General features: G+C 34.3%; 32 protein-coding genes. 18 read left to right on the top strand and 14 right to left on the bottom strand.

All coding sequences use genetic code 11. The annotated features are described in order from the left end of the window. Positions 1-100 precede the first annotated feature (100 nt). Together Q0951_RS12930 and Q0951_RS12925 are read left to right on the top strand one after the other, a co-directional pair. Entirely contained in the window at positions 101-817 is a 717-nt protein-coding gene (locus tag Q0951_RS12930; protein WP_299337476.1) for a hypothetical protein, read from the top strand. Between the two features lie 51 nt (positions 818-868). Beyond that, positions 869-2956: a S46 family peptidase gene (locus Q0951_RS12925; protein WP_299337475.1), complete on the top strand. Its 2088-nt coding sequence runs from the start codon at positions 869-871 to the stop codon at positions 2954-2956. Between the two features lie 51 nt (positions 2957-3007). On the opposite strand, the gene Q0951_RS12920 is transcribed toward Q0951_RS12925, so the two are convergent. Next, entirely contained in the window at positions 3008-3472 is a 465-nt protein-coding gene (locus Q0951_RS12920; RefSeq protein WP_299337472.1) for a DUF1569 domain-containing protein, read from the bottom strand. Positions 3473-3570: 98 nt separating this feature from the next. Here Q0951_RS12920 and Q0951_RS12915 point away from each other — a divergent pair, with 98 nt between their 5' ends. Then, positions 3571-4341, top strand: coding sequence for a hypothetical protein (locus tag Q0951_RS12915; protein ID WP_299337469.1), 771 nt, complete (start codon positions 3571-3573; stop codon positions 4339-4341). A 12-nt stretch (positions 4342-4353) separates the two neighbouring features. Then, entirely contained in the window at positions 4354-4539 is a 186-nt protein-coding gene (locus Q0951_RS12910; protein WP_299337467.1) for a hypothetical protein, read from the top strand. 57 nt (positions 4540-4596) lie between these two features. On the opposite strand, the gene ahcY is transcribed toward Q0951_RS12910, so the two are convergent. Continuing rightward, positions 4597-5910 carry an adenosylhomocysteinase gene (ahcY, locus tag Q0951_RS12905; protein WP_299337464.1) on the bottom strand — a complete coding sequence of 438 codons (1314 nt, stop codon included), beginning with the start codon at positions 5908-5910 and terminating at the stop codon, positions 4597-4599. Between the two features lie 140 nt (positions 5911-6050). Between ahcY and Q0951_RS12900 the strand changes: the two genes are divergently transcribed. The 8 genes from Q0951_RS12900 to Q0951_RS12865 all read left to right on the top strand — a co-directional run bounded on the left by Q0951_RS12900 (position 6051) and on the right by Q0951_RS12865 (position 13287). Next, the gene (locus Q0951_RS12900) at positions 6051-6677 is read left to right on the top strand and encodes a 4'-phosphopantetheinyl transferase superfamily protein (RefSeq protein ID WP_299337461.1); all 627 of its coding nucleotides are present in this window, start codon (positions 6051-6053) and stop codon (positions 6675-6677) included. Further along, positions 6678-7409 (top strand): geranylgeranylglyceryl/heptaprenylglyceryl phosphate synthase, encoded by a 732-nt coding sequence (locus tag Q0951_RS12895; RefSeq protein ID WP_299337459.1) that lies wholly within the window; start codon positions 6678-6680, stop codon positions 7407-7409. Then, complete coding sequence (locus tag Q0951_RS12890; protein WP_299337457.1) at positions 7406-7666, top strand: hypothetical protein; 261 nt, start codon at positions 7406-7408, stop codon at positions 7664-7666. The genes Q0951_RS12895 and Q0951_RS12890 overlap by 4 nt, the downstream gene beginning before the upstream one ends. Then, a complete protein-coding gene (gene pnuC / locus Q0951_RS12885) occupies positions 7650-8291 on the top strand; it encodes a nicotinamide riboside transporter PnuC (RefSeq protein ID WP_299337455.1) in 642 nt (213 codons plus the stop codon). The genes Q0951_RS12890 and pnuC overlap by 17 nt, the downstream gene beginning before the upstream one ends. Beyond that, positions 8243-8818: an ATP-binding protein gene (locus tag Q0951_RS12880; RefSeq protein ID WP_299337454.1), complete on the top strand. Its 576-nt coding sequence runs from the start codon at positions 8243-8245 to the stop codon at positions 8816-8818. Before pnuC ends, Q0951_RS12880 begins: the two co-directional genes overlap by 49 nt. Further along, a complete protein-coding gene (locus Q0951_RS12875; RefSeq protein WP_299337452.1) occupies positions 8815-10371 on the top strand; it encodes a DUF4301 family protein in 1557 nt (518 codons plus the stop codon). Before Q0951_RS12880 ends, Q0951_RS12875 begins: the two co-directional genes overlap by 4 nt. Positions 10372-10373: 2 nt before the next feature. Continuing rightward, positions 10374-10781: an alternative ribosome rescue aminoacyl-tRNA hydrolase ArfB gene (arfB, locus tag Q0951_RS12870; protein WP_299337450.1), complete on the top strand. Its 408-nt coding sequence runs from the start codon at positions 10374-10376 to the stop codon at positions 10779-10781. Between the two features lie 268 nt (positions 10782-11049). Next, the gene (locus tag Q0951_RS12865; protein ID WP_299337449.1) at positions 11050-13287 is read left to right on the top strand and encodes a TonB-dependent receptor; all 2238 of its coding nucleotides are present in this window, start codon (positions 11050-11052) and stop codon (positions 13285-13287) included. Positions 13288-13368: 81 nt separating this feature from the next. Here Q0951_RS12865 and Q0951_RS12860 read toward each other — a convergent pair whose 3' ends face one another. Next, the gene (locus Q0951_RS12860; protein WP_299337447.1) at positions 13369-13794 is read right to left on the bottom strand and encodes a hypothetical protein; all 426 of its coding nucleotides are present in this window, start codon (positions 13792-13794) and stop codon (positions 13369-13371) included. 202 nt (positions 13795-13996) lie between these two features. Between Q0951_RS12860 and greA the strand changes: the two genes are divergently transcribed. Then, on the top strand, positions 13997-14470 hold the full coding sequence (greA, locus tag Q0951_RS12855) for a transcription elongation factor GreA (protein ID WP_299337445.1): 474 nt from the start codon (positions 13997-13999) through the stop codon (positions 14468-14470). Between the two features lie 167 nt (positions 14471-14637). Further along, the gene (locus Q0951_RS12850) at positions 14638-15027 is read left to right on the top strand and encodes an HIT family protein (RefSeq protein ID WP_299337443.1); all 390 of its coding nucleotides are present in this window, start codon (positions 14638-14640) and stop codon (positions 15025-15027) included. Here the strand turns inward: Q0951_RS12850 and Q0951_RS12845 are convergent, their stop codons facing one another. After that, complete coding sequence (locus Q0951_RS12845) at positions 15028-15384, bottom strand: hypothetical protein (RefSeq protein WP_299337442.1); 357 nt, start codon at positions 15382-15384, stop codon at positions 15028-15030. It lies immediately after the preceding gene. 9 nt (positions 15385-15393) lie between these two features. Continuing rightward, on the bottom strand, positions 15394-16599 hold the full coding sequence (locus tag Q0951_RS12840; protein WP_299337441.1) for a HAMP domain-containing sensor histidine kinase: 1206 nt from the start codon (positions 16597-16599) through the stop codon (positions 15394-15396). 150 nt (positions 16600-16749) lie between these two features. Here Q0951_RS12840 and Q0951_RS12835 point away from each other — a divergent pair, with 150 nt between their 5' ends. From Q0951_RS12835 to aat, 3 genes are all read left to right on the top strand, one after another. Next, on the top strand, positions 16750-17619 hold the full coding sequence (locus tag Q0951_RS12835) for a flavin reductase family protein (RefSeq protein WP_299337439.1): 870 nt from the start codon (positions 16750-16752) through the stop codon (positions 17617-17619). Between the two features lie 40 nt (positions 17620-17659). Beyond that, positions 17660-18031 (top strand): DUF3127 domain-containing protein, encoded by a 372-nt coding sequence (locus tag Q0951_RS12830; RefSeq protein WP_299337437.1) that lies wholly within the window; start codon positions 17660-17662, stop codon positions 18029-18031. A 252-nt stretch (positions 18032-18283) separates the two neighbouring features. Then, on the top strand, positions 18284-18910 hold the full coding sequence (gene aat / locus Q0951_RS12825; RefSeq protein WP_299337435.1) for a leucyl/phenylalanyl-tRNA--protein transferase: 627 nt from the start codon (positions 18284-18286) through the stop codon (positions 18908-18910). On the opposite strand, the gene Q0951_RS12820 is transcribed toward aat, so the two are convergent. The 3 genes from Q0951_RS12820 to Q0951_RS12810 are packed head-to-tail and all read right to left on the bottom strand — an operon-like array spanning position 18907 to position 20708. Then, entirely contained in the window at positions 18907-19590 is a 684-nt protein-coding gene (locus tag Q0951_RS12820; RefSeq protein ID WP_299337433.1) for a DUF2490 domain-containing protein, read from the bottom strand. The two genes, aat and Q0951_RS12820, sit on opposite strands and share 4 nt — an antisense overlap. Next, the gene (locus Q0951_RS12815; RefSeq protein ID WP_299337432.1) at positions 19571-20158 is read right to left on the bottom strand and encodes a hypothetical protein; all 588 of its coding nucleotides are present in this window, start codon (positions 20156-20158) and stop codon (positions 19571-19573) included. Before Q0951_RS12815 ends, Q0951_RS12820 begins: the two co-directional genes overlap by 20 nt. Further along, entirely contained in the window at positions 20145-20708 is a 564-nt protein-coding gene (locus Q0951_RS12810) for a DNA-3-methyladenine glycosylase I (RefSeq protein ID WP_299337430.1), read from the bottom strand. Before Q0951_RS12810 ends, Q0951_RS12815 begins: the two co-directional genes overlap by 14 nt. A gap of 144 nt (positions 20709-20852) precedes the next feature. Here Q0951_RS12810 and Q0951_RS12805 point away from each other — a divergent pair, with 144 nt between their 5' ends. Further along, complete coding sequence (locus Q0951_RS12805) at positions 20853-21473, top strand: thioredoxin family protein (protein WP_299337429.1); 621 nt, start codon at positions 20853-20855, stop codon at positions 21471-21473. On the opposite strand, the gene Q0951_RS12800 is transcribed toward Q0951_RS12805, so the two are convergent. The 6 genes from Q0951_RS12800 to Q0951_RS12775 form a co-directional block, all read right to left on the bottom strand. Further along, positions 21474-22229 carry a hypothetical protein gene (locus tag Q0951_RS12800; RefSeq protein WP_299337427.1) on the bottom strand — a complete coding sequence of 252 codons (756 nt, stop codon included), beginning with the start codon at positions 22227-22229 and terminating at the stop codon, positions 21474-21476. It lies immediately after the preceding gene. A gap of 74 nt (positions 22230-22303) precedes the next feature. After that, positions 22304-23002, bottom strand: coding sequence for a tRNA pseudouridine(55) synthase TruB (gene truB / locus Q0951_RS12795; protein WP_299337425.1), 699 nt, complete (start codon positions 23000-23002; stop codon positions 22304-22306). A 4-nt stretch (positions 23003-23006) separates the two neighbouring features. Then, positions 23007-23804: an undecaprenyl-diphosphate phosphatase gene (locus Q0951_RS12790; RefSeq protein ID WP_299337423.1), complete on the bottom strand. Its 798-nt coding sequence runs from the start codon at positions 23802-23804 to the stop codon at positions 23007-23009. A 63-nt stretch (positions 23805-23867) separates the two neighbouring features. Then, complete coding sequence (locus Q0951_RS12785; protein WP_299337421.1) at positions 23868-24131, bottom strand: DUF3098 domain-containing protein; 264 nt, start codon at positions 24129-24131, stop codon at positions 23868-23870. 244 nt (positions 24132-24375) lie between these two features. Continuing rightward, positions 24376-25032 (bottom strand): hypothetical protein, encoded by a 657-nt coding sequence (locus Q0951_RS12780; RefSeq protein ID WP_299337419.1) that lies wholly within the window; start codon positions 25030-25032, stop codon positions 24376-24378. 12 nt (positions 25033-25044) lie between these two features. Further along, a complete protein-coding gene (locus Q0951_RS12775; protein WP_299337417.1) occupies positions 25045-25923 on the bottom strand; it encodes a permease-like cell division protein FtsX in 879 nt (292 codons plus the stop codon). Positions 25924-26014: the final 91 nt, after the last annotated feature.

Here is a 26014-nt window from a genome sequence, read left to right as displayed (position 1 = left end):
GTACTGTTAGTAACTAATACGCTTAACTATCAAAACACTTCTGCCTTTGCTGCTTGTCTTAGTTTTTTCATGTCAAATAAAGACTGAAAATTCTATTGTCGTGAATCAAAATATTACGGAAGAACCACAGATAGAATTTGATATTGATGGAGAAGAGGCACCTTCTCTAGATTCATTAAAACTCCATATTAATTTTAAACCAAAAGGGAATTATAACTCTATAAAAAATACTATTGCAAGAGATAAAGCCTATTTCAAAAGGGTATTTCAAACCAATAGCACTAAAGCTATTGATAGTGCATCTCATTATGTGTACTCAAAATTGTTAAATGATATTGTACCACATTGGTATGGTACAGAGTGGGATTTCAACGGTCATACCAATACACCTAATGATGGTGAAATAGCTTGTGGTTATTTTGTGTCTACCACCTTGAAGCATTTAGGATTTAATCTAAATCGTTACAAAATGGCTCAGCAAGCTGGTCTCACAGAAGCTCGTATGCTTCAATCCAGAGATGAATTAAAGATCTATTCTGGACTCTCTTTTGAATCCTTAAAGCAGAACATAAATTCGGTATACGCTAACGGGATTTATTTTGTTGGCCTTGATAATCACGTAGGTTATGTGCTTTTAAAAGATAAAGAACTTTACTTTTTACATTCTAGTTATTGTGATGACAAAGTGGTAATTGAATTGGCTAAAACTTCACCTTGCTTTTCTTCAAATATTTATGTTTTTGCAGAAATTACAACTAATAAAAATCTTATTTCAAGTTGGATTGTAAACAAACGATTGAATGTGCCAGCTAATTAAGTGAACTTTCAGTATCTTTTTTATCTTTATGCACATTAAATTAAACACACTATGCGATTCTTAAAATTTATCCTCTTTTTTATTGTTCTTCAACTGTCAGCTCAACAAGGTGGCATGTGGATTCCTTCGTTACTAGAAGGTATGAATGAAGACGAAATGCAAAGTCTTGGAAGCAAACTTACAGCTCAAGATATTTATGATGTCAATAACTCTAGTCTTAAAGATGCAATCGGTCATTTTAATGGTGGTTGCACCAGTGAAGTGATTTCTCCAAAAGGACTATTATTGACTAACCATCACTGTGGTTTTAGTCAAATACAATCTCATTCATCACTAGAGAATGATTATTTGAAGGATGGATTTTGGGCCATGTCTCTGGAGGAGGAAATTCCAAATGAGGGATTATACGTAGAATTCATCGTTAGAATTGAAGATGTAACTGATGCTATGCTTGCAGGTGTAACAGACGCTATGAGTCCGAGAGAGAAGCAATCAAAAATTGATATCAATAGAAACGGTGTTGTAAAAGCAACTCAAAAAGAAGCATGGCAAGGCATAAAAATAAGACCATTCTATAAAGGAAATCAGTACTACCTATTTGTTACAGAGCGTTTTGATGATGTACGATTGGTTGGCGCACCTCCAAGTAGTATTGGTAAGTTTGGTAGCGATACCGATAACTGGGTTTGGCCAAGACATACTGGCGATTTTTCGATGTTTAGAATCTATGCCGATAAAAATAATCGTCCTGCAAAATACAGTAAAGACAATGTGCCTTATACACCAAAACATTTCTTGCCAGTGTCTCTAGATGGCATAGCTGAAGGTGATTTTACAATGGTTTTTGGGTTTCCAGGTCGTACCAATGAGTATCTTCCTGCCGTTGCTGTAGAGCAGATCACTCAAAAATTGAATCCGTCAAATATTGCTATTAGAGAAGCAGCTCTAAAAGTAATCGATGCCAATATGAAGGCTGATGATCAGATTCGTATTCAGTATGCCTCAAAGCAAGCTAGAATTGCTAACGCTTGGAAAAAATGGATTGGAGAAAATCTTGGAATCGAAAAAAGTGGCGCTGTAGCTATTAAACGTGAGTTTGAAAGTGAGTTTGTCAAAGCTCTAAAAGCTCAAGGAAAAACAGAAGAATATGGAAATCTCCTGCCAGAATTTGATCGTTTGTATGCTGAGTTTGAATCTGTAAATGTAAAGCGAAACAACTTTATTGAAGTATTTATCAGAACAAATGAATTGATGCAAATGATGTTTCGTCTTGCACAAATGGAAATGGCTGGTAGTAGAGGAGATGCTGCATTTGAAAAGGCTCGGGGATCTATGGTAAGTCGTTTAAAGGGTATTCATAAGAACTACAACGCGAAAGTAGATCGAGGTGTATTTGAATCAGTAATGCCGTTATATGCAAAAACCTATGATGCTTCTATCTATGACCAAACAGCATTTACTAATTTAGATAGTGCCTTAAAGTTACTCGAAGGCGATGCAGCTACTGTGATTAAAAGATTAAATGAAGATGCAGCGTATACATATGCAAAGCCTATGGTTCAAGAATTTTACAACACTCTAGAGCCACAGTTTCAACAAATTAATACAGAGATTAATGCGCTTCAAACCACATACATGAAAGCTTTAATGGAAGTGATGCCTGAAGAACGTTATTTTCCAGACGCTAATAGTACACTTCGTGTGACCTACGGAAAAGTGAACGGTTATGCACCCAGAGATGCAGTGTATTATAACCCTGTAACTTATCTGGATGGTGTTATCGAGAAATATGTACCAGGTGACTACGAATTTGATGTGCCTCAAAAATTAAGAGATTTATATGAAGCGAAAGATTACGGACAATATGCAGACTCAAACGGAAAACTACCAATTTGTTTCTTAGGAACTAACCATACTACAGGAGGAAACTCTGGAAGCCCAGCGATTGATGCTGAAGGAAATTTAGTAGGATTAAATTTTGATCGTGTTTGGGAAGGTACTATGAGTGATATCTACTACGATCCTGAAATTTGCCGAAACATTATGGTCGATTTGCGTTATGTACTTTTCATTGTAGATAAGTATGCTGGTGCAACCCATTTGATTGATGAGATGAAGTTGGTTCATCCGAAGAAATAGAATAATTAAAAACGTTAACTAAAAAACCTTTCTAGAGATAGAGAGGTTTTTTTAGCGACATATATCATCAATTATTTTAAGGTGGTGTTGGGTGTGTAATTTGATAAACTTTAGCGTTTGTTTCTTATTTAAAACACCAAAAACTGGATGTTTGAAATTTGCATGTTTCGGTACATCTTTCAAAGGATCAATGTTGCTTTTCGCTTGTTCCAGTTGTTGTTTGATATCTTCAACCTTTACAATTTCAGGAGGACGAACCACTTTAGGAGCTTTGCCTCTCCCTCTTGGAATAAAGTTAAACCCAAAACAAATCAAGCGCCATTTATTAAAGTTGCTCTTATAATCTTTAACATCAGATTTGACCAGCATTCCAGTCACACCATTAACTACTTTTAGACTATGATCTAAATGCCAGGCTATATTAGATTTGGAAATATTTAAATCTGCTTTTTGAGCATCAGGAATTCGTCGTTCAATCTCAGTTAAGAGGTTTTGTATATTGGTAACTAATTTCAAAAAATACTGTTTGATATCTAAAAGTACTAAATTACTTTTCGATGTGTGAGACTTTTACAATTTAATACTATTTGTAATGAATTGGTCGTTCTATAATTATGAATCGAATATTATTTTTTACATTGTATCTTTTTTATGCCACAGGATTTTCACAACAGATTAAACCTGTAAAGACCATTCACGTATTTGTTGCGTTATGCGATAATATCAACCAAGGTATTGTTCCTGTTCCATCTAAGCTGGGGAATGGTCAGGACATAAAAGGCAATCTGTATTGGTCTGCTTTGTATGGTGTAAAAACACATTTTAAGAATAGCAAGGATTGGACGTTTATCTCTTCGGAAAAGAATACTGGACATCCTATTTTAGAACGTATATTATTCAAACATAAAAGGAGTAATACATATCTTTTGGCTGATGCTTATGACGGAAAATACATCAAGCAAACTATAAAAGATTTTTTAGAAGCTTCTGCAGGTAGAAATCCGGTTAATATCGCACATAAAAATAGTACTTTAAGTTTTGGTGGTGCATCGCAATTACAAGCTTATATTGGTCATAACGGATTAATGGAATTTAATGTTCAAGGAAACTTCAGTTCTTTAAATAATGATAAACGTGATGCAATAATTTTGGCTTGTATTAGTAAAGATTATTTTAAATCTTATTTGGAGCAGACTAAAGTAAATCCATTAGTATGGTCAACGGGATTGATGGCTCCAGAGGCCTACACTCTGAAATGGGCTATTGATGGCTGGATTTTAAATGAAACAGATGCACAAATTAGAGAGCGTGCTGCCAAAGCTTATAACCAGTATCAAAAATGTGGACTTAAAGGTGCAAGAGGTTTGTTGGTGACGGGGTATTAACTTCTCGATACAATGCCTCGTACTTCGTCATTACTCGAAGTGACGATGGTATTTGTTATTGCAATAATGATTGCAGTGGCATCCTTTTTTGAGGCACGAAAAAAAGATACAACGGAAAGCGTGGTGCAACGACGCTTTAGTGGAGTTGGAATTGCCCAAATAAAAAACCCTCACATTGCTGTAAGGGTCTTCAAATAAATATTGAGATTCTTTGGTTACACTTCGACTCCGCTCAGTGTGACATCTAAAATTGTATTAGTATCTGTAATGCTCAGGTTTATAAGGACCTTCAACAGTTACACCAATATACTCAGCTTGGTATTCTTTAAGTTCTGTTAACTCAACACCAATCTTTTCTAAATGTAATTTAGCAACTTTTTCATCTAGGTGTTTTGGTAACATATATACCTCGTTGCCATAGTTATCACTATTGTTCCAAAGTTCAATTTGTGCTAAGGTTTGGTTGGTAAATGAATTACTCATTACAAAACTTGGATGACCAGTGGCACAACCTAAATTTACTAAACGACCTTCAGCTAATATGATGATGTCTTTTCCGTCTACGGTATATTTATCAACTTGTGGCTTGATGGTATTTTTCGTATTTCCGTAGTTCTCATTTAACCAGGCCATTTGAATTTCGTTATCAAAATGTCCGATGTTACAAACTATGGTTTTATCTTTCATTGCTTTGAAGTGCTCTGCACGAACAATGTCTTTATTTCCTGTAGTAGTAATCACAATATCAGAATTACCTACAACGGTCTCTAAACGTTTTACTTCAAAACCATCCATTGCAGCTTGTAATGCACAAATTGGATCAATCTCAGTTACAGTAACAATACTTCCAGCTCCTTTGAAAGAAGCAGCAGTTCCTTTACCAACATCTCCATAACCACAAACTGTTACACGCTTTCCAGCAAGCATTACATCTGTAGCACGACGAATGGCATCTACTGCACTTTCTTTACAACCATATTTATTGTCAAACTTTGATTTAGTCACAGAGTCATTAACGTTAATTGCTGGCATAGGTAAAGTTCCGTTCTTTACACGCTCATATAAACGGTGAACACCAGTTGTTGTTTCTTCAGATAATCCTTTAATTCCAGAGGCTAATTCTGGATATTTATCTAAAACCATATTAGTAAGATCACCACCATCATCAAGAATCATATTAAGTGGTTGACGATCTTCACCAAAGAATAAGGTTTGCTCAATACACCAGTCAAACTCTTCTTCGGTCATGTCTTTCCATGCATAAACAGCAGTTCCAGCGTCTGCAATAGCAGCAGCAGCTTGATCTTGTGTCGAGAAAATATTACATGAACTCCATGTTACTTCAGCACCTAAAGCCTGAAGCGTTTCTATAAGAACAGCAGTTTGGATGGTCATATGAAGACATCCGGCAATACGTGCTCCTTTAAGTGGTTGAGAATCTTTGTATTCTTCACGAAGGCTCATCAATCCTGGCATTTCTGCTTCAGCTAATTCAATTTCCTTTCTTCCCCAAGCAGCAAGAGACATGTCTTTTACTTTGTATGGTACGTAAGTCATAGTTTTACTCATTTGTCTATTTTTTGTCTTTCTAAATTTTAAATGTACGAGACCTTTGGCTTTAGAGCTTAAAATTGGTTAAATTCGCCTGTCTAAATTGTTTATTTCGCCTAAGGCGCTGCAAAGATAACCATTAAGTTTCAGATAATTAAATGCCACTTTATAAAACCCTTCATCCTAACTCACAAACTACTGTTAAAATCTGGAAGATTACAGAGTCTTATAATGATCTTCTAGAACCTTTAGATTTAAAACCGAATAGTTTAGAACGCGTATCAGGAATGAAAAGCGAGTTACATCAACGTGGGTTTTTAAGTGTTAGACATCTGCTTAGAGATTTTGGATATACTGATCAGGATCTGTATTATGATGATAATGGTAAGCCACATTTAAAAGATGGAAAGTATATTTCGATTACGCATTCATTTACGTTTTCGGGAGTGATTATAAGCGATTCTGAAGTAGGTATTGATATAGAAAAACAACGCTCAAAAATTGCTATCATAGCTAAGAAGTTTATTGATTACGAGTTTAATTATTTATCTGAACACGATACAGAATACATAAAAAAGCTAACAGTGATTTGGGGTGTTAAAGAGTCGCTTTATAAGTTGTTTGCCACACCTGGTATGTTGTTTAGAGAGCACTTTTTGGTCATTCCTTTTATGTTAGCTGATGGAGAGACTGTTGCATGGATTGATTATGAAGGAAAAAAATATAGATATAAGACGCATTTTTTAGAATTTGAAGGATTTACATGCGCTTTTGTTACAACTTAGATGAAAGAGATTTATAATAACATACTGCGTTCTATTTCAGATAAAAAAAAGTTGTTAGCAGTTTTAATTGATCCTGATAAAATGTCCATTGAAATGGTGGATGATTTTATTAGTAAAGTTAATAGATCTATTGCGACACATATTTTTGTTGGTGGAAGTACTGTAGCTGATCATGTGACCGATCATTTAGTTTCTGAAATTAATAGACATACTAATTTACCTGTAGTTTTATTTCCAGGTGATGTGACACAGATCACTGATAATGCAAATGCGCTTTTGTTTTTATCACTGATCTCTGGTGATAATGCTAATTTTCTTATTGGAAAACATGTTGAAGCAATTTCAAAGCTTAGAGGTTCAAATCTAGAGGTAATTCCAACAGGTTATATATTGATAGAAAACGGGAAGCCAACTTCAGTAGAAAAAGTAACGCAAACTCAACCTTTACCCAGAGATCAGTCTCAATTAATTGTTGATACGGCTAAGGCTGGAGAACTATTAGGAATGCAACTCATATATCTTGAAGCGGGAAGTGGAGCACTGCATCCAGTACCAGAGGAAATTATTAGTTTTGTTAAGCAAGATTTAAATATACCGCTTATAGTTGGAGGCGGAATACGAAGCAAGCAGCAATTAGAAGCAGCTTATAATTCTGGAGCTGATCTGGTAGTGATAGGCACAGCATTCGAAAACGACGACAACTTTTTTGATGAATTAAAAACCAATCTATGAATATATCTGTAGAATTGACATTAACACCATTGCATGACAATTATGAACCTGCAATTATTCATTTTATAAAACAGCTACGAGCTTCAAATTTGAAAGTGCTTGAAAATCCTTTAAGTACTCAGGTATATGGAGAATATAGTGAAGTGATGTCTGTCTTAACCACCGAGATCAAAGGTGCTTTTGAACTTATTGAAAATGGCTTATTGCACATGAAAATTGTTAAAACTGATCGCTACGACTATGAACCCCATTTTTGAGTTTTTTTTTGGTCAGTATGATACGTATTCTAATACAGACATTGCATTAGAAATTATTGCTGTTATTTTTGGATTTCTATCTGTTTGGTTCTCAAAACTTAACAAGATTTGGGTATTCCCAACAGGAATGATTAGCACAGCTATTTTTGTATACCTGCTTGTAAAATGGGAGTTGTTAGGTGATATGATGATCAATGCATATTACTTTATAATGAGTATTTATGGCTGGTATATTTGGACGCTTAAAGTAGATGATACACATGTAACTCCAATTACAAGAACCACTGTAAAAGAAAAGCAAATTAGTGGGTTTATCTTTATTGCCACATTACTTTTTGTGTATGCAGTCTATAACACCTTTGATAAATGGACCAGTTGGGTAGCTTATGTAGATACAATAACCACAGCTATATTTTTTGTTGGAATGTGGTTGATGGCTCGAAGAAAAATAGAAAACTGGATTTTTTGGATCGTTGGAGATGTTATCTCAGTACCATTATATTTCTATAAAGGGTTTACCTTTACGAGTTTTCAATATTTAGGATTTACCATTATTGCCATTTTTGGTTATTTAGCATGGAAGAAACACTTAAACAAATCGGTCACATTAACCCAAACTGTATAAAAGTTGTATTGTATGGTCCGGAATCTACAGGGAAGAGTTCTCTAGCAAAAGAGCTGGCTAATTATTATGATACGGTTTATGTAGAGGAGTTTTCTCGTAGTTATGCAAATTCAAAAAAGAAAAATAATGAATTGCTTACTAAAGAAGATGTCTTGCCAATTGCTATAGGACAAATGAAATCTGAAAATGAGCAATTAAAAAAGGTAAATAGACTTTTGATTTGTGATACAGATTTGTTAGAGACCAAAGTGTATTCTGAATTTTACTACAATGAATTTTGTCCAGAACAGGTTAAAAAATATGCGCAAGAAAACACTTATGATTTGTATTTTTTAACTTATATTGACACGGTTTGGGAAGCAGATGGAATACGTGATCAACCAAACAATAGGTTGCAGTTGTTCAATAGGTTTGAACAAGCATTGATCGATTTTAAAAAGCCATACATTTTGGTTAAAGGTCGGTTTGAAGAACGATTAAATACCTGCAAAAAACATATAGATGAACTTTTAAAAGAGGCACATTGAATTTTTCTGAAAAAGACATACAGCAAATACAAAATAAAGACATCACCTTAAAACAGGTTGAGCAGCAAATACAACTTTTCGAGAATGGCTTACCTTACGTTAATTTAGTCTCTGAGGCCACAATTGGAGATGGTATCATAAGCTTAGCAAATGATGAAATATCAAACTTCATTGCTCTGTTTGAAGACAAAAAAGATGAGGTTTCTATTTTAAAGTTTGTCCCTGCATCTGGAGCTGCAACCAGAATGTTTAAATTTCTGTTTAAGTTTTTAGAAGAGTATAATATTCAAAAGGAAAGTATCAACTCATATATTAATAGATATAACAATAAGGATTTATATATCTTTTTTATTGGTTTAGAGAAATTTCCATTCTACAATACAGTTAATGAAAAACTAAAAGCGCTGTATCCAGAGTTTGATACTCTATCCATAAACGAACAACGTTTGAGGTTTGTTCAAATGATGTTGGAAAGTGATAAATTGGATTATGGTAATTATCCTAAAGGATTGTTTCCATTTCATGAATACAAAAACAATGTACTATCCACTGCTTTTGAAGAACACCTGTATGAATCTGCATTATATTCTTCAACTAATGAATCTACTAAATTGCATTTTACAATTTCAGAAAGGCATAACCACAGATTCGATAGTGAGTTTGCAAGAATTGAAAAAAAAGTAGAAGAAAAAACAGGGTCTAAATTTGATATTTCTTTCTCTTATCAGAAAGAATCTACAGATACCATAGCGGTAACACCTAATAATAAACCATTCAGAAATGATGATGGCTCTTTATTATTCAGACCTTCAGGTCATGGTGCTTTGCTTGAAAACTTAAACGATCTTGCTGCTGATATTATTTTCATAAAAAATATTGACAATGTAGTTACTTATAAATACAAGACTGACGTTGCAAAGTATAAAAAAATGCTCGCTGGGATTTTATTAGACATCCAAACTCAAGCATTTAAGTACCTCAGATTACTTGATAATGGCGGTTTGTCTGAGGCTATGCTGATTGAAATTGCTGAGTTTCTCTCTAAGAAAATGAATGTACGTATCAGTTCAGAATTTGAGAAATATTCGCTTAAATATCAAATCGAATATCTGTTTGAAAAATTGAATCGTCCAATTCGTGTCTGCGGAATGGTAAAGAATGAGGGAGAACCAGGTGGAGGACCATTTTGGATTAAAGATGAAGCTGGTCATTCGTCATTGCAAATTGTAGAGTCTGCACAGATTAATAAAAAGAGCAAGCATCAAAAAGAGATATTAAAAGGAGCAACACATTTTAATCCTGTAGATCTGGTTTGTGGGATTAAAAATTATAAAGGTGAAAAGTTTGACCTCAAAAAATTTGTAGATGCCAAAGCAGCATTCATCACCATGAAAACGAAAACAGGAAAGGATTTAAAAGCACTTGAACTGCCTGGCCTTTGGAATGGAAGTATGGCCAACTGGAATACTATTTTTGTTGAAGTCCCTTTATTAACCTTCAATCCCGTCAAAACAGTTAATGACTTACTTAAACCACCACATCAGATAAAATAGTAATGTTTGATGAGGAGCTCATATTAAAAGAAGTACAATTTAAAGCCATTAGAAGTTCTGGTTCTGGTGGTCAACATGTTAATAAAACAGCTTCTAAAATTGAACTTACTTTTGACTTGCTCAATTCTCAGATGTTGTCTGAAGAACAAAAAAAGTTACTTCAAAAGACTATTCAAAACAGATTATCCAAAGAAGGGTTACTCATTATGCAATGTGGAGAGAGTAGGAGTCAGTTCAGAAATAAATCCATTATTATTCAACGGTTTTTGGAACTACTAAAAACTAATCTGGTCGAAGAGAAATCTCGTATTCCTACCAAAATACCTAAAGCTGTTGTAAAAAAACGACTCTCTAATAAGCGCAGAAACTCTGAGAAAAAAGCCAATCGTAAACCACCAGAAATCGATTGATTGAAAAAATCAAAAATTCTTGATGCTCAAATCATAAATCTGGTTTATCTTTGCAACGTTCTCAAAAAAGGGGTGCCTATTATCGGCTGAGATCATACCCATTGAACCTGGAACAGGTAATGCTGTTTAGGAAGCGAGCGTAAAGAAAAGGTCTAGTAGACCTTTTTAGCGAGTGCAAAAGTGAAGCAGAGCTTCACGTAACAAATGTTCAATATTATTAACCAAGAATAATGACCTCTTTTTATTCGATTATATTTTTTTAATCGTAATGAAAAATTTATTCCCGAGATTGTCAATTCGAGCTGCGTCGAGAAGTCTCAAAAAACAATGTATTTTTTCTTTTTTTCTTTTTTTATCAATCCTGAGTTTTGCACAAGACAATCAAAAACAACAAGACTCAACCAAAACTGAAAAGCTAGATGAAGTCTTAGTCAAAGCTGTAAGAGTTGAAGCTACCTCTCCAATTACGCATACTAATGTGACTAAAAAGGAACTGGCTAAACGTAATTTAGGACAGGATATTCCTGTGTTATTAAACTATCTGCCTTCTGTAGTTACCACAACCGATGCTGGTGCCGGAGTTGGTTATACTGGAATTAGAGTTCGTGGTATCAATGCACAATCTACCAATGTTACTATTAATGGAATTCCATATAATGATGCTGAATCTCTCGGTACGTTTTGGGTAAACTTAGGCGATTTTGCATCTTCCGTAGAAAGCTTACAATTACAACGTGGTGTTGGAACATCAACTAATGGTTCTGGAGCTTTTGGCGCAAGTATCAATGTATTAACCGATGCTGTTTCAAAAGAATCTAATGGAGAAATTTCAAATTCCTTCGGAAGTTTTAACACGAGAAAACATACAGTAAAGTTCAGTACAGGTTTAATTAATGATCATATTGAAATTGCTGGTCGGTTGTCAAATATTTCTTCTGATGGTTATATAGACAGAGCAAGAACCGATTTAAAATCCTATTTCTTACAAGCTGCTTATATTGACGATAATACCTTAATCAAAGCAATTACTTTTGGTGGAAAGGAAGTTACTTATCAGGCATGGAATGGTATTGATGCCGAAACTTTAGCTAATGATCGTACGTTTAATCCTTCAGGTATATATACAGATGCTGATGGTAATACACGTTTTTATGACAATGAAGTTGATAATTACAACCAAAATCACTATCAGTTACATTGGAACCAACGTTACAACAATAGATGGTCTACAAATTTAGGCTTAAATTATACTTATGGAAGAGGATATTTTGAGCAATATAAAGAGGATGAAGATTTTGCCGATTACGATTTGACACCAATCGAAATTGGAGGAGAAACTGTGAACACAACCGATTTGATTAGACGTCGTTGGCTTGATAATGATTTTTATGTGTTGAATGCTAGTGCCAACTATAAAAATAATGAAGTGAATTTGATCTTTGGAAGTTCATATAGTTTTTATGATGGTGACCATTTTGGTGAAATCATATGGTCAGAGTTTGCCAGTGATAGTGAAATAAGAGATCGTTATTATGAAGGTAACGGACAAAAAACAGATTTGAGTTTCTTTTCAAAAGCCACATATCGCCTAAATGATAAGATTAGTTTATACGGTGATTTGCAATTGCGTATGGTAGGTTATGAAACTTCGGGATTAACCTCAGATCGTATCCCGTTTAATGTTGATGAAAGCTATAATTTCTTCAACCCTAAAGCAGGAATTACATATAAAGTGAATTCAAACAATAGTTTATATTTTTCATATGCCAGAGCCAACCGAGAACCAAACCGGAGTGATTTTGAGAATAATGCCACTGTAAAACCAGAGCAACTTAACGATTTCGAGTTGGGTTGGAGACACAATCAACAAAAGCTCAGGTTAAATATCAATGCCTATTATATGTTATATAACGAGCAATTGGTATTAACAGGTCAAATTGATACTACAGGAGATCCAATACGAGCTAATAATGGAGATAGCTACCGATTAGGATTGGAAGTAGATGCCGCAGTTGCTATTACCAATCAGTTTTCTGTACAACCTAATTTTACCATCAGTTCTAATAAGAATAAACAAACATTTGAGTCGGTTAATGGCGTATTACAAGATCTGGGGTCAACTGATATTTCGTTCTCGCCAGAATTCGTAGCTGCCAATGCTTTTGTGTTTCAGCCAAGAGAGGGATTTCAGATGTCATTGTTAAGCAAATATGTGGGCGAACAATTTATGGGAAATACAGAAAATCCAGACTCTAAGTTAGAGAGCTACTTTGTAAACGATTTTAATATTACTTATGAGTGGACACCAAAATCCATTTTTAAATCTGTAGTATTTTCTGGCTTGGTGAATAATATCTTCAATGAGAAATATGTATCAAACGGTTATTTTGGATCTTTTGACTTTGACGATAGTTCGAGCCCTACAGGAACCACAACAGGGTACTTTGCAGGATTTTATCCGCAAGCTACTACTAATTTTTTGTTGGGCGTAACCCTAAAGTTCTAGTGAATTAAAGCTTATAAAAATTAAAAAACCTCTTAATTGATCAATTAAGAGGTTTTTTAATTTTTTTCAATTCAAGCTGTATTAATTACTAATTACAATATCAGAACCAGAAACCGTAACGCGATATTCTTTAAGTCCACATGGCAAAGGATCTCCAAGAGATTGACCTGTAAAGAGGCTATATTCATTTTGGTCTTCACAACCACAAGTGACATTAACGCCATCTCGTTCTAAAAAGGAACAACTTGAAGGCACGTGATTAGGATCATAAGCATCCCAGGCTCTGTAACTGTTATTACCTACATTAATCACATAAACGCCACCATTTCCCTGATTTGGGATGTATACCGAATTACTAATAAACATCAACTGACTATATTCCGGCAGGTTCAAATTAAGTGAGGCATTCACACCAACATTGAGCAAGAAATTACAATTATTGATAGTGTCGTCATTTCCGCAATTAGTTAAAAATAAGAGTGATACGATAAGGAATATTCTTTTCATGAGTAGACTTTTAATAGAAATGAGTGGTTTTAGCTAAATGCCCATTTTTGGGTCGCAATTTACAATAATTTAAATGTTGAAATAAATATTTTGTATCTTTGTATTTCAAATCTCGTGATAGCGGGATTTTTTTTATGCTGAACAGGTTTAGCTATGGCCACAACAAAGATTTCAGTATATTTTATTAATAAACGATTGAATTATGAGTAAAGTATCTTATTACACTGCCGAAGGGTTAAAAAAGTTAAGAGACGAGTTACAACACTTGAAAGATATAGAGCGTCCAAGAGCCTCGCAAGCTATTGCTGAAGCTAGAGACAAAGGGGATTTGAGTGAAAATGCCGAATATGATGCAGCAAAGGAAGCTCAAGGAATGCTGGAGATGAAAATTGCGAAGTTAGAGGAGACTTTAGCAGGTGCTCGTGTAATTGATGAATCACAAATGGATACCTCAAAAGCACTAGTTTTGTCAAAGGTGAGAATAAAGAACCAAACCAATGGTATGGAAATGACCTATACACTTGTTGCCGATGGTGAAGCAGATCTTGCCTCAGGAAAGATTTCAGTGAATTCTCCTATTGGGAAAGGGCTTTTAGGAAAATCGGTTGGTGAAGTTGCCGAAGTGCAAGTTCCAAATGGTGTAATAAAATTTGATGTTTTAGAAATAACCAGATAGTCCTATTGGACCTGTTAAACAGATTAAAATATGAGAAAAGATTCCTAATCATTAGGAATCTTTTTATATTTATAATCTATTGTCAGGTTAAGCGAAGTCGGAACCTATATAAGTTTTTAAATACATCAACTTTCGACTTTGCTCAAGGTGACACAAAGCACTAAATTATGGCATCAATCTTCACAAAAATTATCAGTGGTGACATACCATGTTATAAAGTAGCAGAGACCGAAAATTATCTGGCATTTCTAGATATCAATCCAAACGCTAAGGGTCATACTTTATGCATTCCAAAAAAGGAAGTGAACAAACTATTTGATCTAGACGAAACAACATATCATGGTCTTATGGAATTCTCAAGACAGGTTGCTATTGCCATTGAAAAAGCTGTGGATTGCAAACGTGTTGGAATGTCGGTTATTGGTCTGGAAGTTCCTCATGTGCATGTGCACCTTATACCATTAACTACTATGGAGGACGCTCGATTTACAAGTAAAACTCAAATGGATAAAGAGGCGTTTGAAGCAACGGCTCAAAAGATAGCCTCGTTTTTGTAATTAGATCGATATAATTCCAGTCATAAACAAAATGACTACAATCAATAGTATAACATCAGCAATGATTAGAATCCATGCTAATTTCTTCAGTTTAATCGATTTCGGTTTAGGAGTAGCGGCACGTTGTTGATAGGCTACAACTTGCTCAATATCGTTGGTCCATCGTACAGGGAAAATATCAGTATTACAGGTCTTACAATGCATTTCATTAATAGTATCAGTAGTAATAGCTTTGTAAAAAGCATTTTCAACAAATCGCTGTTTGAATGTCAACTCTAAACCCTCATTAGAATAACATTCCGGACAGTTATTATTAAGCTGAACTTCTTTTAATGTAAAGTATTGCTGTTGTTTCATGATCGAACTCTAAGATAGTAATTTCAATGAAATTTGCATGGTTGTCCCTTTTCCTATTTCAGATTGAAGCACTTTAATTTTTCCATTATGATAGTCTTCAATTATACGTTTTGCTAGAGATAATCCTAATCCCCAGCCTCGTTTTTTAGTGGTATAGCCTGGTTGAAAGACTGAGCTGAAATTTTGTTTAGAAATTCCTTTGCCTGTGTCTTTGATAGTTACTTTCACAAATTTATCATCATGAGTGATAGCCAATTTTAAGTTTCCTTTACCTTTCATGGCATCAATGGCATTTTTCACCAGATTTTCAATGGTCCAACTATACAATTGTTTATTGAGGTTGACCTGTAATGTTTTTTCAGGTGCAATGATTTCAAAATCTATTAATTTAGAAGAACGTGCTTTTAGATATTCGTAGGTATCTAGTGTTTCTTTTACAATATCAGTTTCTGCTAGAGTAGGCACCGAACCAATCTTACTAAATCGATCTGTAATGGTTTGTAATCTTGAAATGTCCTTTTCAATTTCTACAAGATATTCTGGGTTAACTTTTTCATTTCTTAATATTTCGGTCCAACCCACAAGAGACGATAAGGGTGTGCCAATTTGATGTGCTGTCTCTTTTGCCATACCAGTCCAGAGTTTATTTTGATCGGCAGTTTTTGAACTTTTATAAAAGAAATATGCAACTGCAGCAAATAGAAAAATGATTAGTAATAGTGCCAGTGGATAGTACTTCAGTTTATTTAGTAGAGGTGAATTTCCGTAGTACAAGGTTCTGTTTAGGTTCTCAAGAACAACAGGTTCATTCTCTGCGCTAAACTTTGCAATCAGTTTATCAAAATTCTGGGCAACATAAGCAGAATCTTTTTTAATGTCTTCTGCCTTGCCACTATTGCTGTAGGGAGAGATATTCCTCGAGCTGAGAATTTTATTATTTTCTCCAAGTAGAAGAAGAGGCGTAGTAAGTGTAGAATCGGTAACAATACCTTCTGCTACAATATTTATTTCAACATCATCTGTTCCAGATTGTATGTCGTTTAAATTATTCGAAAACTCTACATATGCATTTGTCCATATCTTCATTTTTGCTTGCTCTTCAGACTTAAAATACTGAAAAAACACGTAGGTATTCCATAGAATCAATGAGATAATAATAAAGGAGGAGACGATGATAATCCATCGTGTCATATTTCGGTTTATGGTTAAAGCCATTAACTATAATTTTGAATTTTAAATATAAAGGATTTATGTTAATAATATTGTGTTGAGATACTTGAATTCATTTTTATAACATTGACAATATGGTTACATTTGCATTTCAATATCTTGAAGCGGTTATCTTTAAGGGGAAAACAACAACAAATGGCATCTTTTGATCCAAAAGACATTTCGACAGCACGATTACATGGTTATTTGCTTAGTGCAGTAGCGCCAAGACCTATAGCCTTTGCAAGTACTGTAGATGCAGATGGAAAACCTAACTTGTCACCTTACAGCTTTTTTAATGTGTTTAGTGCCAATCCGCCTATTATGATTTTTTCTCCAGCACGTCGTGTTAGAAACAATACTACGAAACACACATTAGAAAATGCTGAGGCTACCAAAGAAGTTGTTATCAACGTTGTTAATTACGATATTGTTCAGCAAATGTCTTTGAGTAGTACAGAGTATGCTAAAGGCGTAAATGAGTTTGAAAAAGCAGGACTAACCATGTTAGCGTCTGATATTGTAAAACCGTTTAGAGTGGCTGAATCTCCTGTTCAGTTTGAATGTAAAGTAAATGAAATTGTGCATTTAGGAACCGAAGGTGGTGCAGGAAACTTAGTGATCTGTGAAGTGGTTAAACTACACATTTCTGATGAGGTACTTGATGACAAAGAAGTTATAGTGCAAGAGAAATTAGATTTAGTGGCCAGAGCTGGTGGTAGTTATTATAATCGTGCTAAGAAAGGATTTTTTGAAATCCCTAAGCCTTTGTCAACTCTAGGTATTGGAGTAGATGCCATGCCAAGTCAAGTTAAAAACAGCATGGTGCTAACAGGAAATGATTTAGGCATGTTAGGTAATGTTGAGAGCTTGCCAGAACAACAAGAAATTGATGAATTCATAACTAATGTAAGTGAACGTTATCCAAACATTAAAGATATGTCTCATCACGAAAAACATAAAATTGCCAGAAACTATTTGAGCTATGGCGATGTAGATAGTGCATGGAAATTGCTCCTATCTTAGGAATTAAAAACAATCTAAATTAAATATAAGTAATACAAAAATGGAAGTACAAGGAAAAATCAAAATGATTGGAGAAACTCAAACGTTTGGAAGCAATGGGTTTAGAAAGAGAGAATTGGTAGTAACGACAGAAGAACAATATCCACAACATATTTTGGTTGAATTTGTTCAAGATAAAACCGATCTATTAAATAACTATCAAGTAGGACAGGCTGTAAAAGTAAATATCAACTTAAGGGGAAGAGAATGGGTTAACCCTCAAGGGGAAACTAAATATTTTAATTCTGTACAAGGATGGAGAATTGAAGCTTTACAATCTGAGGCAGAAAATATGCCACCAGTAGCTCCAACAGAAGCTTTTGAACCAGCAACAAATTTAAATGAAGAAGATCACGATGATCTACCGTTTTAAAGACCTTAAAAAATTAAATAGAAAAGCTTCAATGATCATTGAGGCTTTTTTTTATGTAAAAAGTCCCAAATTTCTTTGGGACTTAGTATTGTGGTTTTAGGTTTGACCTTTACAAACAAACTCAAAAAAAAGCAATGATGAACAAAATTTAATTCACAAAGGTCATATCAAAGATGACAAAAAATGAAAAATTTTCAAAGTTAATTGCTAGATTTAACACACAATTTATCAACTATAACGTTGTAGTATCATATGCATTTTCTTAATAAAGACATAGAATTTCCAGATGTATCAACTGCTTCAAAAGAGGGTATAGTAGCTATTGGAGGTGATTTGTCGCCCAGAAGGTTATGTCTTGCCTATAAAAAAGGCATCTTTCCATGGTTTGATCAGGAAGAGCCCATTGTTTGGTGGTCTCCAGATCCAAGATTTGTTTTGTTTCCAGAGAAACTAAAAGTGTCTAAGAGTATGAAGCAAGTCCTCAGGAATACTGATTTTATAGTTACTCTAAACAAAGATTTTGAGGCTGTTATTGAGCAGTGTTCCAAAATTAAGCGAGATGGTCAACAAGGCACCTGGATTACTAAAAGTATGAAAGCGGCTTACGTACAAATGTATAAATTGGGATATGCTAAATCTGTTGAAGTTTGGTTAGATGATCAGTTAGTTGGTGGATTATATGGCGTGGATGTTGGAAATGGTATTTTTTGTGGTGAGAGTATGTTTAGTACTGTTAGTAATGCCAGTAAAGTGGGTTTTATCTCATTTGTTCAGCAGTCTGATTACAAGCTCATAGATTGCCAGATCTACACTAACCACCTAGAGAGTTTAGGAGCAGAGGATATTTCAAGAGCAGAGTTTTTAAGCTATTTAGACTAAAGGTCATACTCAATTGAGGTATTAAAAAATAAAGTCTCTTCGGTGTTTATGTTTAATTTGTCCAGACGTAATTCCAGACCAAATTCGATATTTAAACCCTCTGATAACAGCATACCAATAGAGGGAGATAAGCGATATTCAATTTCGGGTTTATCAATCTTAGAATTGGTTAGCAAACCTTCATTAGATACGACGAGATAGGTTTCGCCAACATCTAATTTTAAACCTTGCAATGGTAGATCTAAAGCCAATCGATATCGAAACCTAAAAGCAGTGTAATGTTCAAAAAAACGTTGTTCACTTCTAATTCGGTGTCCGAGACGTAAAGTTCGAGAAATGGTTTTTTTATTAAACTGTTGTGTGAGTCTGATTTCATTGCTGGAGTCTTCAAAAAGAGCTCTGTTTCTGAACATTACACCTAAGGCAATACTGTGTTTTAAGTCTAGTTTTACTGTAGAAAAATGACTAATTTGTATTTGACGCATTCTATAAGAAAGCGCATCATCTGTGTAAATAAAGGCTCGAGAACCCAGTCCGAAATTAGCACTGTAGTTCTTGCTAAATTTATGTCGGAATGCAAATTCATGTTCATGAAAAGCTTCAGTGTTATCTTGTGCCTTGCTGGTTGTAGCTACAAACATAAAAAGCACGACTAGAACTCTAGTACATGATATATTCATAGCTATCTTGTTGTATATTTCGGGTGCTTAAAAAATGACCTTGACTGTTAAAAGTGATTTCGCGTAAGTTCCAGATTTTATCTTTTTTTAATGCAATCATAATTTCATAGTTAGACGCCATTTTTTCTCTTTTTTCGAGTACAGCACTTAATAATTCTGCTTCGGAAATTTTAGCCTCATAAACATATTGCTCTTGTATTTTTATAATGTCGTATTTATCAGAATTGTTCTTTAAATGCATGTTAATAGCATCAAGAACAGGATTAGGAATTTGTTTCTTTTTTATATTTACTTCGATGTCTTCCAGATTTCCATCACTATCAAATTCAACACTGTGCCAATGATGCTTATACTTGAATTTACTTTCAAAACTTTCCTTTATGCTATCCGTTTCTTTATAAAATTTTACCCGTTTTGCTTTTTCAGGAAGTGTTCTCAAAATGCTTTGGGCATGCTCTGGAAAATTAGAAATATCTATTCTCAGCTCCTTTTCATTTTTCGTTTGTGCTGTAAGACTTACAAAAAAAAAGAAACCAAATATCGTACTTACTAGTTTATACTTCATCATATCTAAAACAATTAATCTCATGATCATTGACCATTCCTGTAGCTTGCATATGTGCATATACAACTGTAGAACCCACAAACTTAAATCCGCGTTTTTTTAGATCTTTACTTATGACATCACTCAAAGGTGTGTTGGCAGGTGCATGTTTGTAGTCTTTAAAAGCATTTTTAATAGGTTTGTCATCAACAAAGCCCCAGATATATTTCGAAAAAGAACCAAATTCATCTTGAATAGCCATAAAAGCCTGCGCATTAGTAATAGTAGCATTTACTTTGAGTTTGTTTCTTATAATGCCTTCATTTTGCAATAAGCGGTCAATCTTTTTTTGATCATATGCTGCAATTTTTTTGTAATCAAATTGATCAAAAGCTTTTCTGAAGTTTTCTCGTTTTTTTAAAACAGTTATCCAGCTTAAACCCGCTTGAAAGGTCTCTAAAATTAAAAACTCAAACAAGGTGTCATCGTCCTTAACAGGAACACCCCATTCTGTATCGTGATAAGCCTCATAAAGATCATCACCAAGACACCAGCCACATTTATGTTTTGTCATAAGTATTCTATTGAAAACTAAAAATAGTAAGTTTTTCACAAAGAATCCGTCTTATAATGAAGCACTGTCAAAACAGGTCTATAGTTTGTAACTTAAATTACATGATTTTGATCTGTTTTGATGTAATTTTGAGTTTTTAAAACTATGATAACATTGGAACACATATCAGTACAGAACATCATTTCAGATAGCTTAAAAAAAGCCATCTCTTATGATGATTATCGCGCATTAGTAAGCGAATTAGTTGAGCAAGGGTCTACTTCAGGTTTAGATAAAACAGAAGCATTAGCCAACTACACCATGCTTAACGACCGTAGAATGAAGCGTTGGGATAAAACCGTTAAAATTTCCGAAGACATTGAGGAAAAAGTATCAAATTTCAGTGGAAATGTAACTTGGTTGGTCATCACCGAAAGTTGGTGTGGTGATGCGGCTCATGTGATTCCCGTATTAAATAAAATAGCTGAACTTTCTGAAAACATCGATTTGAAACTGGTATTTAGAGATGAAAATGAAGCATTAATGGGCCAGTTTCTTACCAATGGTGGACGTGCTATTGCTAAACTGATCATGATCGATAATACAACTGGAGAGGTATTAAATACCTTTGGTCCAAGACCAAGTGAAGCAACCCAAATGGTCAATGATTTCAAAGCTAAGCATGGCACATTAACTCCTGAGTTTAAAGAAGCGCTGCAAGGCTGGTATAATAAAAATAAAGGACAGAATATTATTAGTGATGTCTTACAGCTTTTAGAACTGTAACTACCTTTTGCCTTGAAAATAATAGGTGATTGAACCAATCTGGCTTTTACGCTCAGCAGAGGAGAATCGGGCATTTTTTGCATATTCTAAGGCATGATCAATCAAGCATTGGTTTTTTGAAGACGATGACGAATTAATATAGGTGTTGGTCACAATACCCTTAGCATTCACTGTAATATTTACTATAATTTTCCCATTTTCCTCACAAAGGTAAACAGGAGGAGGCAGACTAATTTTTGTTCTATTACTCAATGAAAAAGAAACGCTACTACTGGAATTTCCTTTGGTGTTTTTATCGTCTTTTTCTGAAGAATGCATGGCCAAAATATCATTAGCTTTATTGAAAGTTTTTCGCTCCTCGTCATTTAAGGCATAGCGTTTTGATGTGCCAATAGTTTCATTAGATGTCAATACATCTTCTGGATTTTCAGAGGTGTCTTCTGAAGGCGTTTCGGGTGTTTCCGAAGCATCTTCAATGTCATTGCTCACCGATTTGAAGTTTCGCATAATTTTTTTAAACTCTTCATCTTCATTAAATGCCTGATTGGTTTTTGGAGACGTGTTTTCTTGTTCTTCAAGGGCTTTCAAACGTTCAAGTTTCTCAAGCTCTTCAATGGTTTGAGGTTCGATCTCGTAATAACTTTCAGCAATAAATTCGGTTTTTTTCTTAATGTGAAAACTAAACATCGCAAGAAGCAACGTGCCTGTTATTAAGGACGTTATTAGAAGTGCTTTATGTTTTTCAATAAAGGTCAAGTAGGCGTAATTTTAATTAAAGTTGGTCTATTATATACGTTAAGATACACAAATTGGATCAAATTGAGTGAAAACTAGCTATTGTCAGTACTTAAATTAGCAATAAAATCCTGAGGAGATATGGCATTTTTTACATCAAAATCGCCAATTTTTGTACGTCGTAATACCGAAAGGTGAGCACCAGATTGTAATGCCTTTCCGAAGTCGTGAGCCAAAGAACGAATGTAGGTTCCTTTACTGCACACTACTCTAAAATAAATGTTTAGACCATCAATTTTCGTGATTTCAAATTCTGAAATGTGAACTGTACGCGATTTGATCTCCACGTGTTCGCCAGCTCTGGCATATTCATATAAGCGTTTTCCGTCTTTTTTTAAGGCTGAGAATACAGGAGGAAATTGTTCAATATCACCAATAAATTGTTTAGTGACATTATGTAGCATTGCCTCGGAAATGTGCTCAGTTGGAAACGTTTGGTCTATTTCAGTTTCCAGATCGTATGAAGGTGTGGTACTTCCTAAAATAAAAGTACCTGTATATTCTTTGTCCTGACCTTGAAACGTATTAATCTGTTTGGTCATTTTGCCTGTGCAAATAATAAGTAATCCTGTAGCTAAAGGATCTAGTGTGCCTGCATGACCCACTTTTATTTTTTTTATGTTAAAGGCTTGCCGTATTTCCCAACGCAATTTGTTAACCGCTTGAAAAGAGGTCCAAGTAAGAGGTTTGTCTATGAGTAAGGTCTGACCATTCTTGAAGTCTTCAGCAGTCATGGAATTAGGTATTTAAAAGCGAAAAAACAATGGTAATAAGACCAACAATAACACAGTAAAATGCAAAATAGGATAGCTTACTTTTTTTAACCAGAGCAATCATCCAAGTGCAAGCAAATAATCCAGCCACAAATGCCGCTATAAAGCCAACGCCTAAGCTCGTAAAGTTTGAGCTTTCGTAAGTAATATCTCCGCTTAAAACGTCTTTAGCAATTTTTCCAAAGATTAGAGGAACTACCATTAAAAAAGAAAATCGAGCAGCTTTAGTTTTATCATTTCCAAGTAATACAGATGTTGAAATTGTAGCTCCAGATCTTGAAATTCCTGGTAACATGGCGACAGCTTGAGAAATACCAATTACAAAAGCATTGGCAAAACTTACTTTTTTATTAGTGTCTTTAGCTCTGTCGGCTAAGAATAACAATAAAGCAGTAACGATAAGCATACAGCCAACGAGTAGAATGTTTCCACCAAATAGTTGTTCTAATTGTTCTTCAAAAAAAAGACCTACAATAACTGCAGGAATCATAGATAAGGCAATTTTTGAAATAAATTGAAGATCTTCATTCCACTCAAATTTCAAAATACCTTTAATGATGTCCAGAATATCTTTTCTGAACACGACCATTGTACTTAGTGCAGTAGCAAAATGTAGAACTACAGTAAATAAAAGGCTTTCTTTAGGAACAGATTTATCACCAAGAATAGCTTTTCCTAGCTCCAGATGACCACTGGAAGACACAGGTAAAAACTCGGTAAGTCCTTGAACAATTCCTAATACAATTGAATCGATGATATCCATGAGGCAAAAATATCAAAATAGAGTTACCAATTGATAAAAAGAATTAGAATTTATATAGAAGTTTTAAGATTTAGAATCCTTGTTAGGATTTAGTAGAATAGCATACACCTGAATACCAAAACCTATAAGGACCAAAGTAGGAGCTAGTCTGATGCGTCTCCAGCTAAATACATCAGGATTCCAGACATTTGGGTCGTCGCTACCACCACCAGACATCAAAATAAAACCAAGTACAATACAAGCTAAACCAATAAGCATAAACTTGTAGTTTTTCTTTCCGAAGATAAAATCGTCTTTAGTTGTTTCTTTTCGTTTCTGTTCTCCCATAATGTTAACTTAATCCTCTGTGGCTTTTGCGTTAGAGGGGAATTCTGTAAATATAATTTCATCACAAATTGCCAGTTGTACAATATGTTCTGAAGTACCGAAAAACAATTTTGGTAAATGCAAAGTAACGGTTTTATTTAAAACTTTAGCGTTAAGAGTATCTAAATTTAGTTAGCGTTTTCACAACTGGTTATGGTTGGAGGATATAAATACTATCGTTTAAAAGTAGATGTTATTATACTATTTAATTTTTCTTTTTAGATTTTCCATCTGTAAAAGACATCTTATTTATGGCTTCCATTAATTGGTTTAATTGGTCATCAGAGTTATAAGATAAAATAAATGACAGGCTAAATCCCTTCGTTATGGTTGACATATATTTTTGACTAAACTGATTTCCCATGTAATTACCAGTAACGTTCATGATGTCAAAACTTTTTCCATCGATAATTTTAGGTTCTGTTCCCATTTCAAACTCGTACCCTAAAGAAGTGCCTTTTAGTATTTTTTTAGCCTCAACTAAATAATCACTTCCTCTTGTGACTTGTGGAAACATCTTAATGTTTTCGGCAACAATTATTATTGAAGGATTATAGGTAAAGACACTTCCCAATTCGTAGAAATAGGCAACAAACAAATTAGCAGTATTAACTTCTGAAGCTTTGATGGCGCGTTTTATCCTATCATCGGTAATAATATCCTCGCCTGAATCCATAATATTTTGGATCTCATCTTTTGACTGTACATCCCATGATTCATCAAAAGGGAAGCGCATATTGAAATAATTGTTTGTATAGACGCTATTTTCAATAGAGCCATAATCAAAATTTTCAGGCATTTGAGGTTCAGTCTTGCAAGCAAAAGTAGACAGCGCTAAAAAAAGGAATAAGAGTTTTTTCAAAATATGTTGAGTTTAATAATACAATTGGTCGGTCTTCAAATTTAAGAAACGTTGTGTGGCAATGAATGTACTAATCCAAGTAATCAAAATACCAAGAAGAAAAACTCCAATAAATAAGGCGCCAATCAATACTGGTTTTTGTAAAAGCTCTAATTCTGGGAACGTTATATTCAGATAGTACAATACAACACCCATTCCAATCAAAGCAACGATAGCTCCAATAATTCCTAACTGAATACTTTTAAACACAAATGGTCTTCTAATAAAGCGTTTGGTAGCTCCAACCATTTGCATAGTTTTAATGATAAATCGCTTTGAATAAACTGCTAATCTGATAGAACTATTAATTAATAATACTGCTATTAATGTAAACAGTGCACTTAAAATAAGCACCCAAAACGTGATCTTTTTCACATTGTTATTCATGATCTCAACCAGATCATTATCGTATTTAATATCTTCAATAAAGGCTTTATTAGCGAGTTCGGATGTGATACCATCTAAAGTTTCGTTGGTGACATAATCTGCTTTTAGGTAGACATCAATAGAATTTTGAAGTGGATTAGCTCCTAAAAACTCCATGAAATCTTCACCAATATCAGATTTGACAATTTGAGCAGCTTCCTCTTTTGACACATATTTGGCGTCTTTAGTATATTCAGCCATAGCCAAACTTTTTTGTAGTTGATTTACTTCCACTTCCTTTGCAGAATCGTTTAAGTAAATGGTTACAACTACCTGCTCTCTAAAATGATCGGCTACTTTTTTAGCATTAAGAACTAATAATCCAAGACATCCCAATAAAAACAAGACCAATGCAATGCTGATCACCACAGAAAAGTATGAAGAAATTAATTTTCGTTTTTGATATCTGTCAAAAGATGTACTCATAAAAGTGCTGGATTAATGCTGTAAAAATAAAAAACAATTTGTTTGTATAAGGTTTACAACGCTTAAACTTTTAATTGTGTTGCAATACCTG

Source organism: uncultured Psychroserpens sp. (assembly GCF_947501425.1).
Lineage (GTDB): Bacteria > Bacteroidota > Bacteroidia > Flavobacteriales > Flavobacteriaceae > Psychroserpens.
This window is presented reverse-complemented; position numbering and strand designations above follow the sequence as displayed.

Bases quoted from the DNA above. Each gene is read 5' to 3' on its own strand.
- Q0951_RS12915 (WP_299337469.1), top strand. From the start codon at position 3,571: ATGAATCGAATATTATTTTTTACATTGTATCTTTTTTATGCCACAGGA.
- arfB (WP_299337450.1), top strand. From the start codon at position 10,374: ATGTTTGATGAGGAGCTCATATTAAAAGAAGTACAATTTAAAGCCATT.
- Q0951_RS12815 (WP_299337432.1), bottom strand. From the start codon at position 20,158: ATGATGAAGTATAAACTAGTAAGTACGATATTTGGTTTCTTTTTTTTT.
- pnuC (WP_299337455.1), top strand. From the start codon at position 7,650: ATGAACCCCATTTTTGAGTTTTTTTTTGGTCAGTATGATACGTATTCT.
- ahcY (WP_299337464.1), bottom strand. From the start codon at position 5,910: ATGAGTAAAACTATGACTTACGTACCATACAAAGTAAAAGACATGTCT.
- Q0951_RS12790 (WP_299337423.1), bottom strand. From the start codon at position 23,804: ATGGATATCATCGATTCAATTGTATTAGGAATTGTTCAAGGACTTACC.
- Q0951_RS12840 (WP_299337441.1), bottom strand. From the start codon at position 16,599: ATGGCTTTAACCATAAACCGAAATATGACACGATGGATTATCATCGTC.
- Q0951_RS12865 (WP_299337449.1), top strand. From the start codon at position 11,050: ATGAAAAATTTATTCCCGAGATTGTCAATTCGAGCTGCGTCGAGAAGT.
- Q0951_RS12805 (WP_299337429.1), top strand. From the start codon at position 20,853: ATGATAACATTGGAACACATATCAGTACAGAACATCATTTCAGATAGC.
- Q0951_RS12775 (WP_299337417.1), bottom strand. From the start codon at position 25,923: ATGAGTACATCTTTTGACAGATATCAAAAACGAAAATTAATTTCTTCA.
- Q0951_RS12830 (WP_299337437.1), top strand. From the start codon at position 17,660: ATGGAAGTACAAGGAAAAATCAAAATGATTGGAGAAACTCAAACGTTT.
- Q0951_RS12835 (WP_299337439.1), top strand. From the start codon at position 16,750: ATGGCATCTTTTGATCCAAAAGACATTTCGACAGCACGATTACATGGT.
- Q0951_RS12880 (WP_299337454.1), top strand. From the start codon at position 8,243: ATGGAAGAAACACTTAAACAAATCGGTCACATTAACCCAAACTGTATA.
- Q0951_RS12860 (WP_299337447.1), bottom strand. From the start codon at position 13,794: ATGAAAAGAATATTCCTTATCGTATCACTCTTATTTTTAACTAATTGC.
- Q0951_RS12890 (WP_299337457.1), top strand. From the start codon at position 7,406: ATGAATATATCTGTAGAATTGACATTAACACCATTGCATGACAATTAT.
- Q0951_RS12845 (WP_299337442.1), bottom strand. From the start codon at position 15,384: ATGAAACAACAGCAATACTTTACATTAAAAGAAGTTCAGCTTAATAAT.
- aat (WP_299337435.1), top strand. From the start codon at position 18,284: ATGCATTTTCTTAATAAAGACATAGAATTTCCAGATGTATCAACTGCT.
- truB (WP_299337425.1), bottom strand. From the start codon at position 23,002: ATGACTGCTGAAGACTTCAAGAATGGTCAGACCTTACTCATAGACAAA.
- Q0951_RS12895 (WP_299337459.1), top strand. From the start codon at position 6,678: ATGAAAGAGATTTATAATAACATACTGCGTTCTATTTCAGATAAAAAA.
- Q0951_RS12810 (WP_299337430.1), bottom strand. From the start codon at position 20,708: ATGACAAAACATAAATGTGGCTGGTGTCTTGGTGATGATCTTTATGAG.
- greA (WP_299337445.1), top strand. From the start codon at position 13,997: ATGAGTAAAGTATCTTATTACACTGCCGAAGGGTTAAAAAAGTTAAGA.
- Q0951_RS12820 (WP_299337433.1), bottom strand. From the start codon at position 19,590: ATGAATATATCATGTACTAGAGTTCTAGTCGTGCTTTTTATGTTTGTA.
- Q0951_RS12850 (WP_299337443.1), top strand. From the start codon at position 14,638: ATGGCATCAATCTTCACAAAAATTATCAGTGGTGACATACCATGTTAT.
- Q0951_RS12925 (WP_299337475.1), top strand. From the start codon at position 869: ATGCGATTCTTAAAATTTATCCTCTTTTTTATTGTTCTTCAACTGTCA.
- Q0951_RS12785 (WP_299337421.1), bottom strand. From the start codon at position 24,131: ATGGGAGAACAGAAACGAAAAGAAACAACTAAAGACGATTTTATCTTC.
- Q0951_RS12900 (WP_299337461.1), top strand. From the start codon at position 6,051: ATGCCACTTTATAAAACCCTTCATCCTAACTCACAAACTACTGTTAAA.
- Q0951_RS12910 (WP_299337467.1), top strand. From the start codon at position 4,354: ATGCCTCGTACTTCGTCATTACTCGAAGTGACGATGGTATTTGTTATT.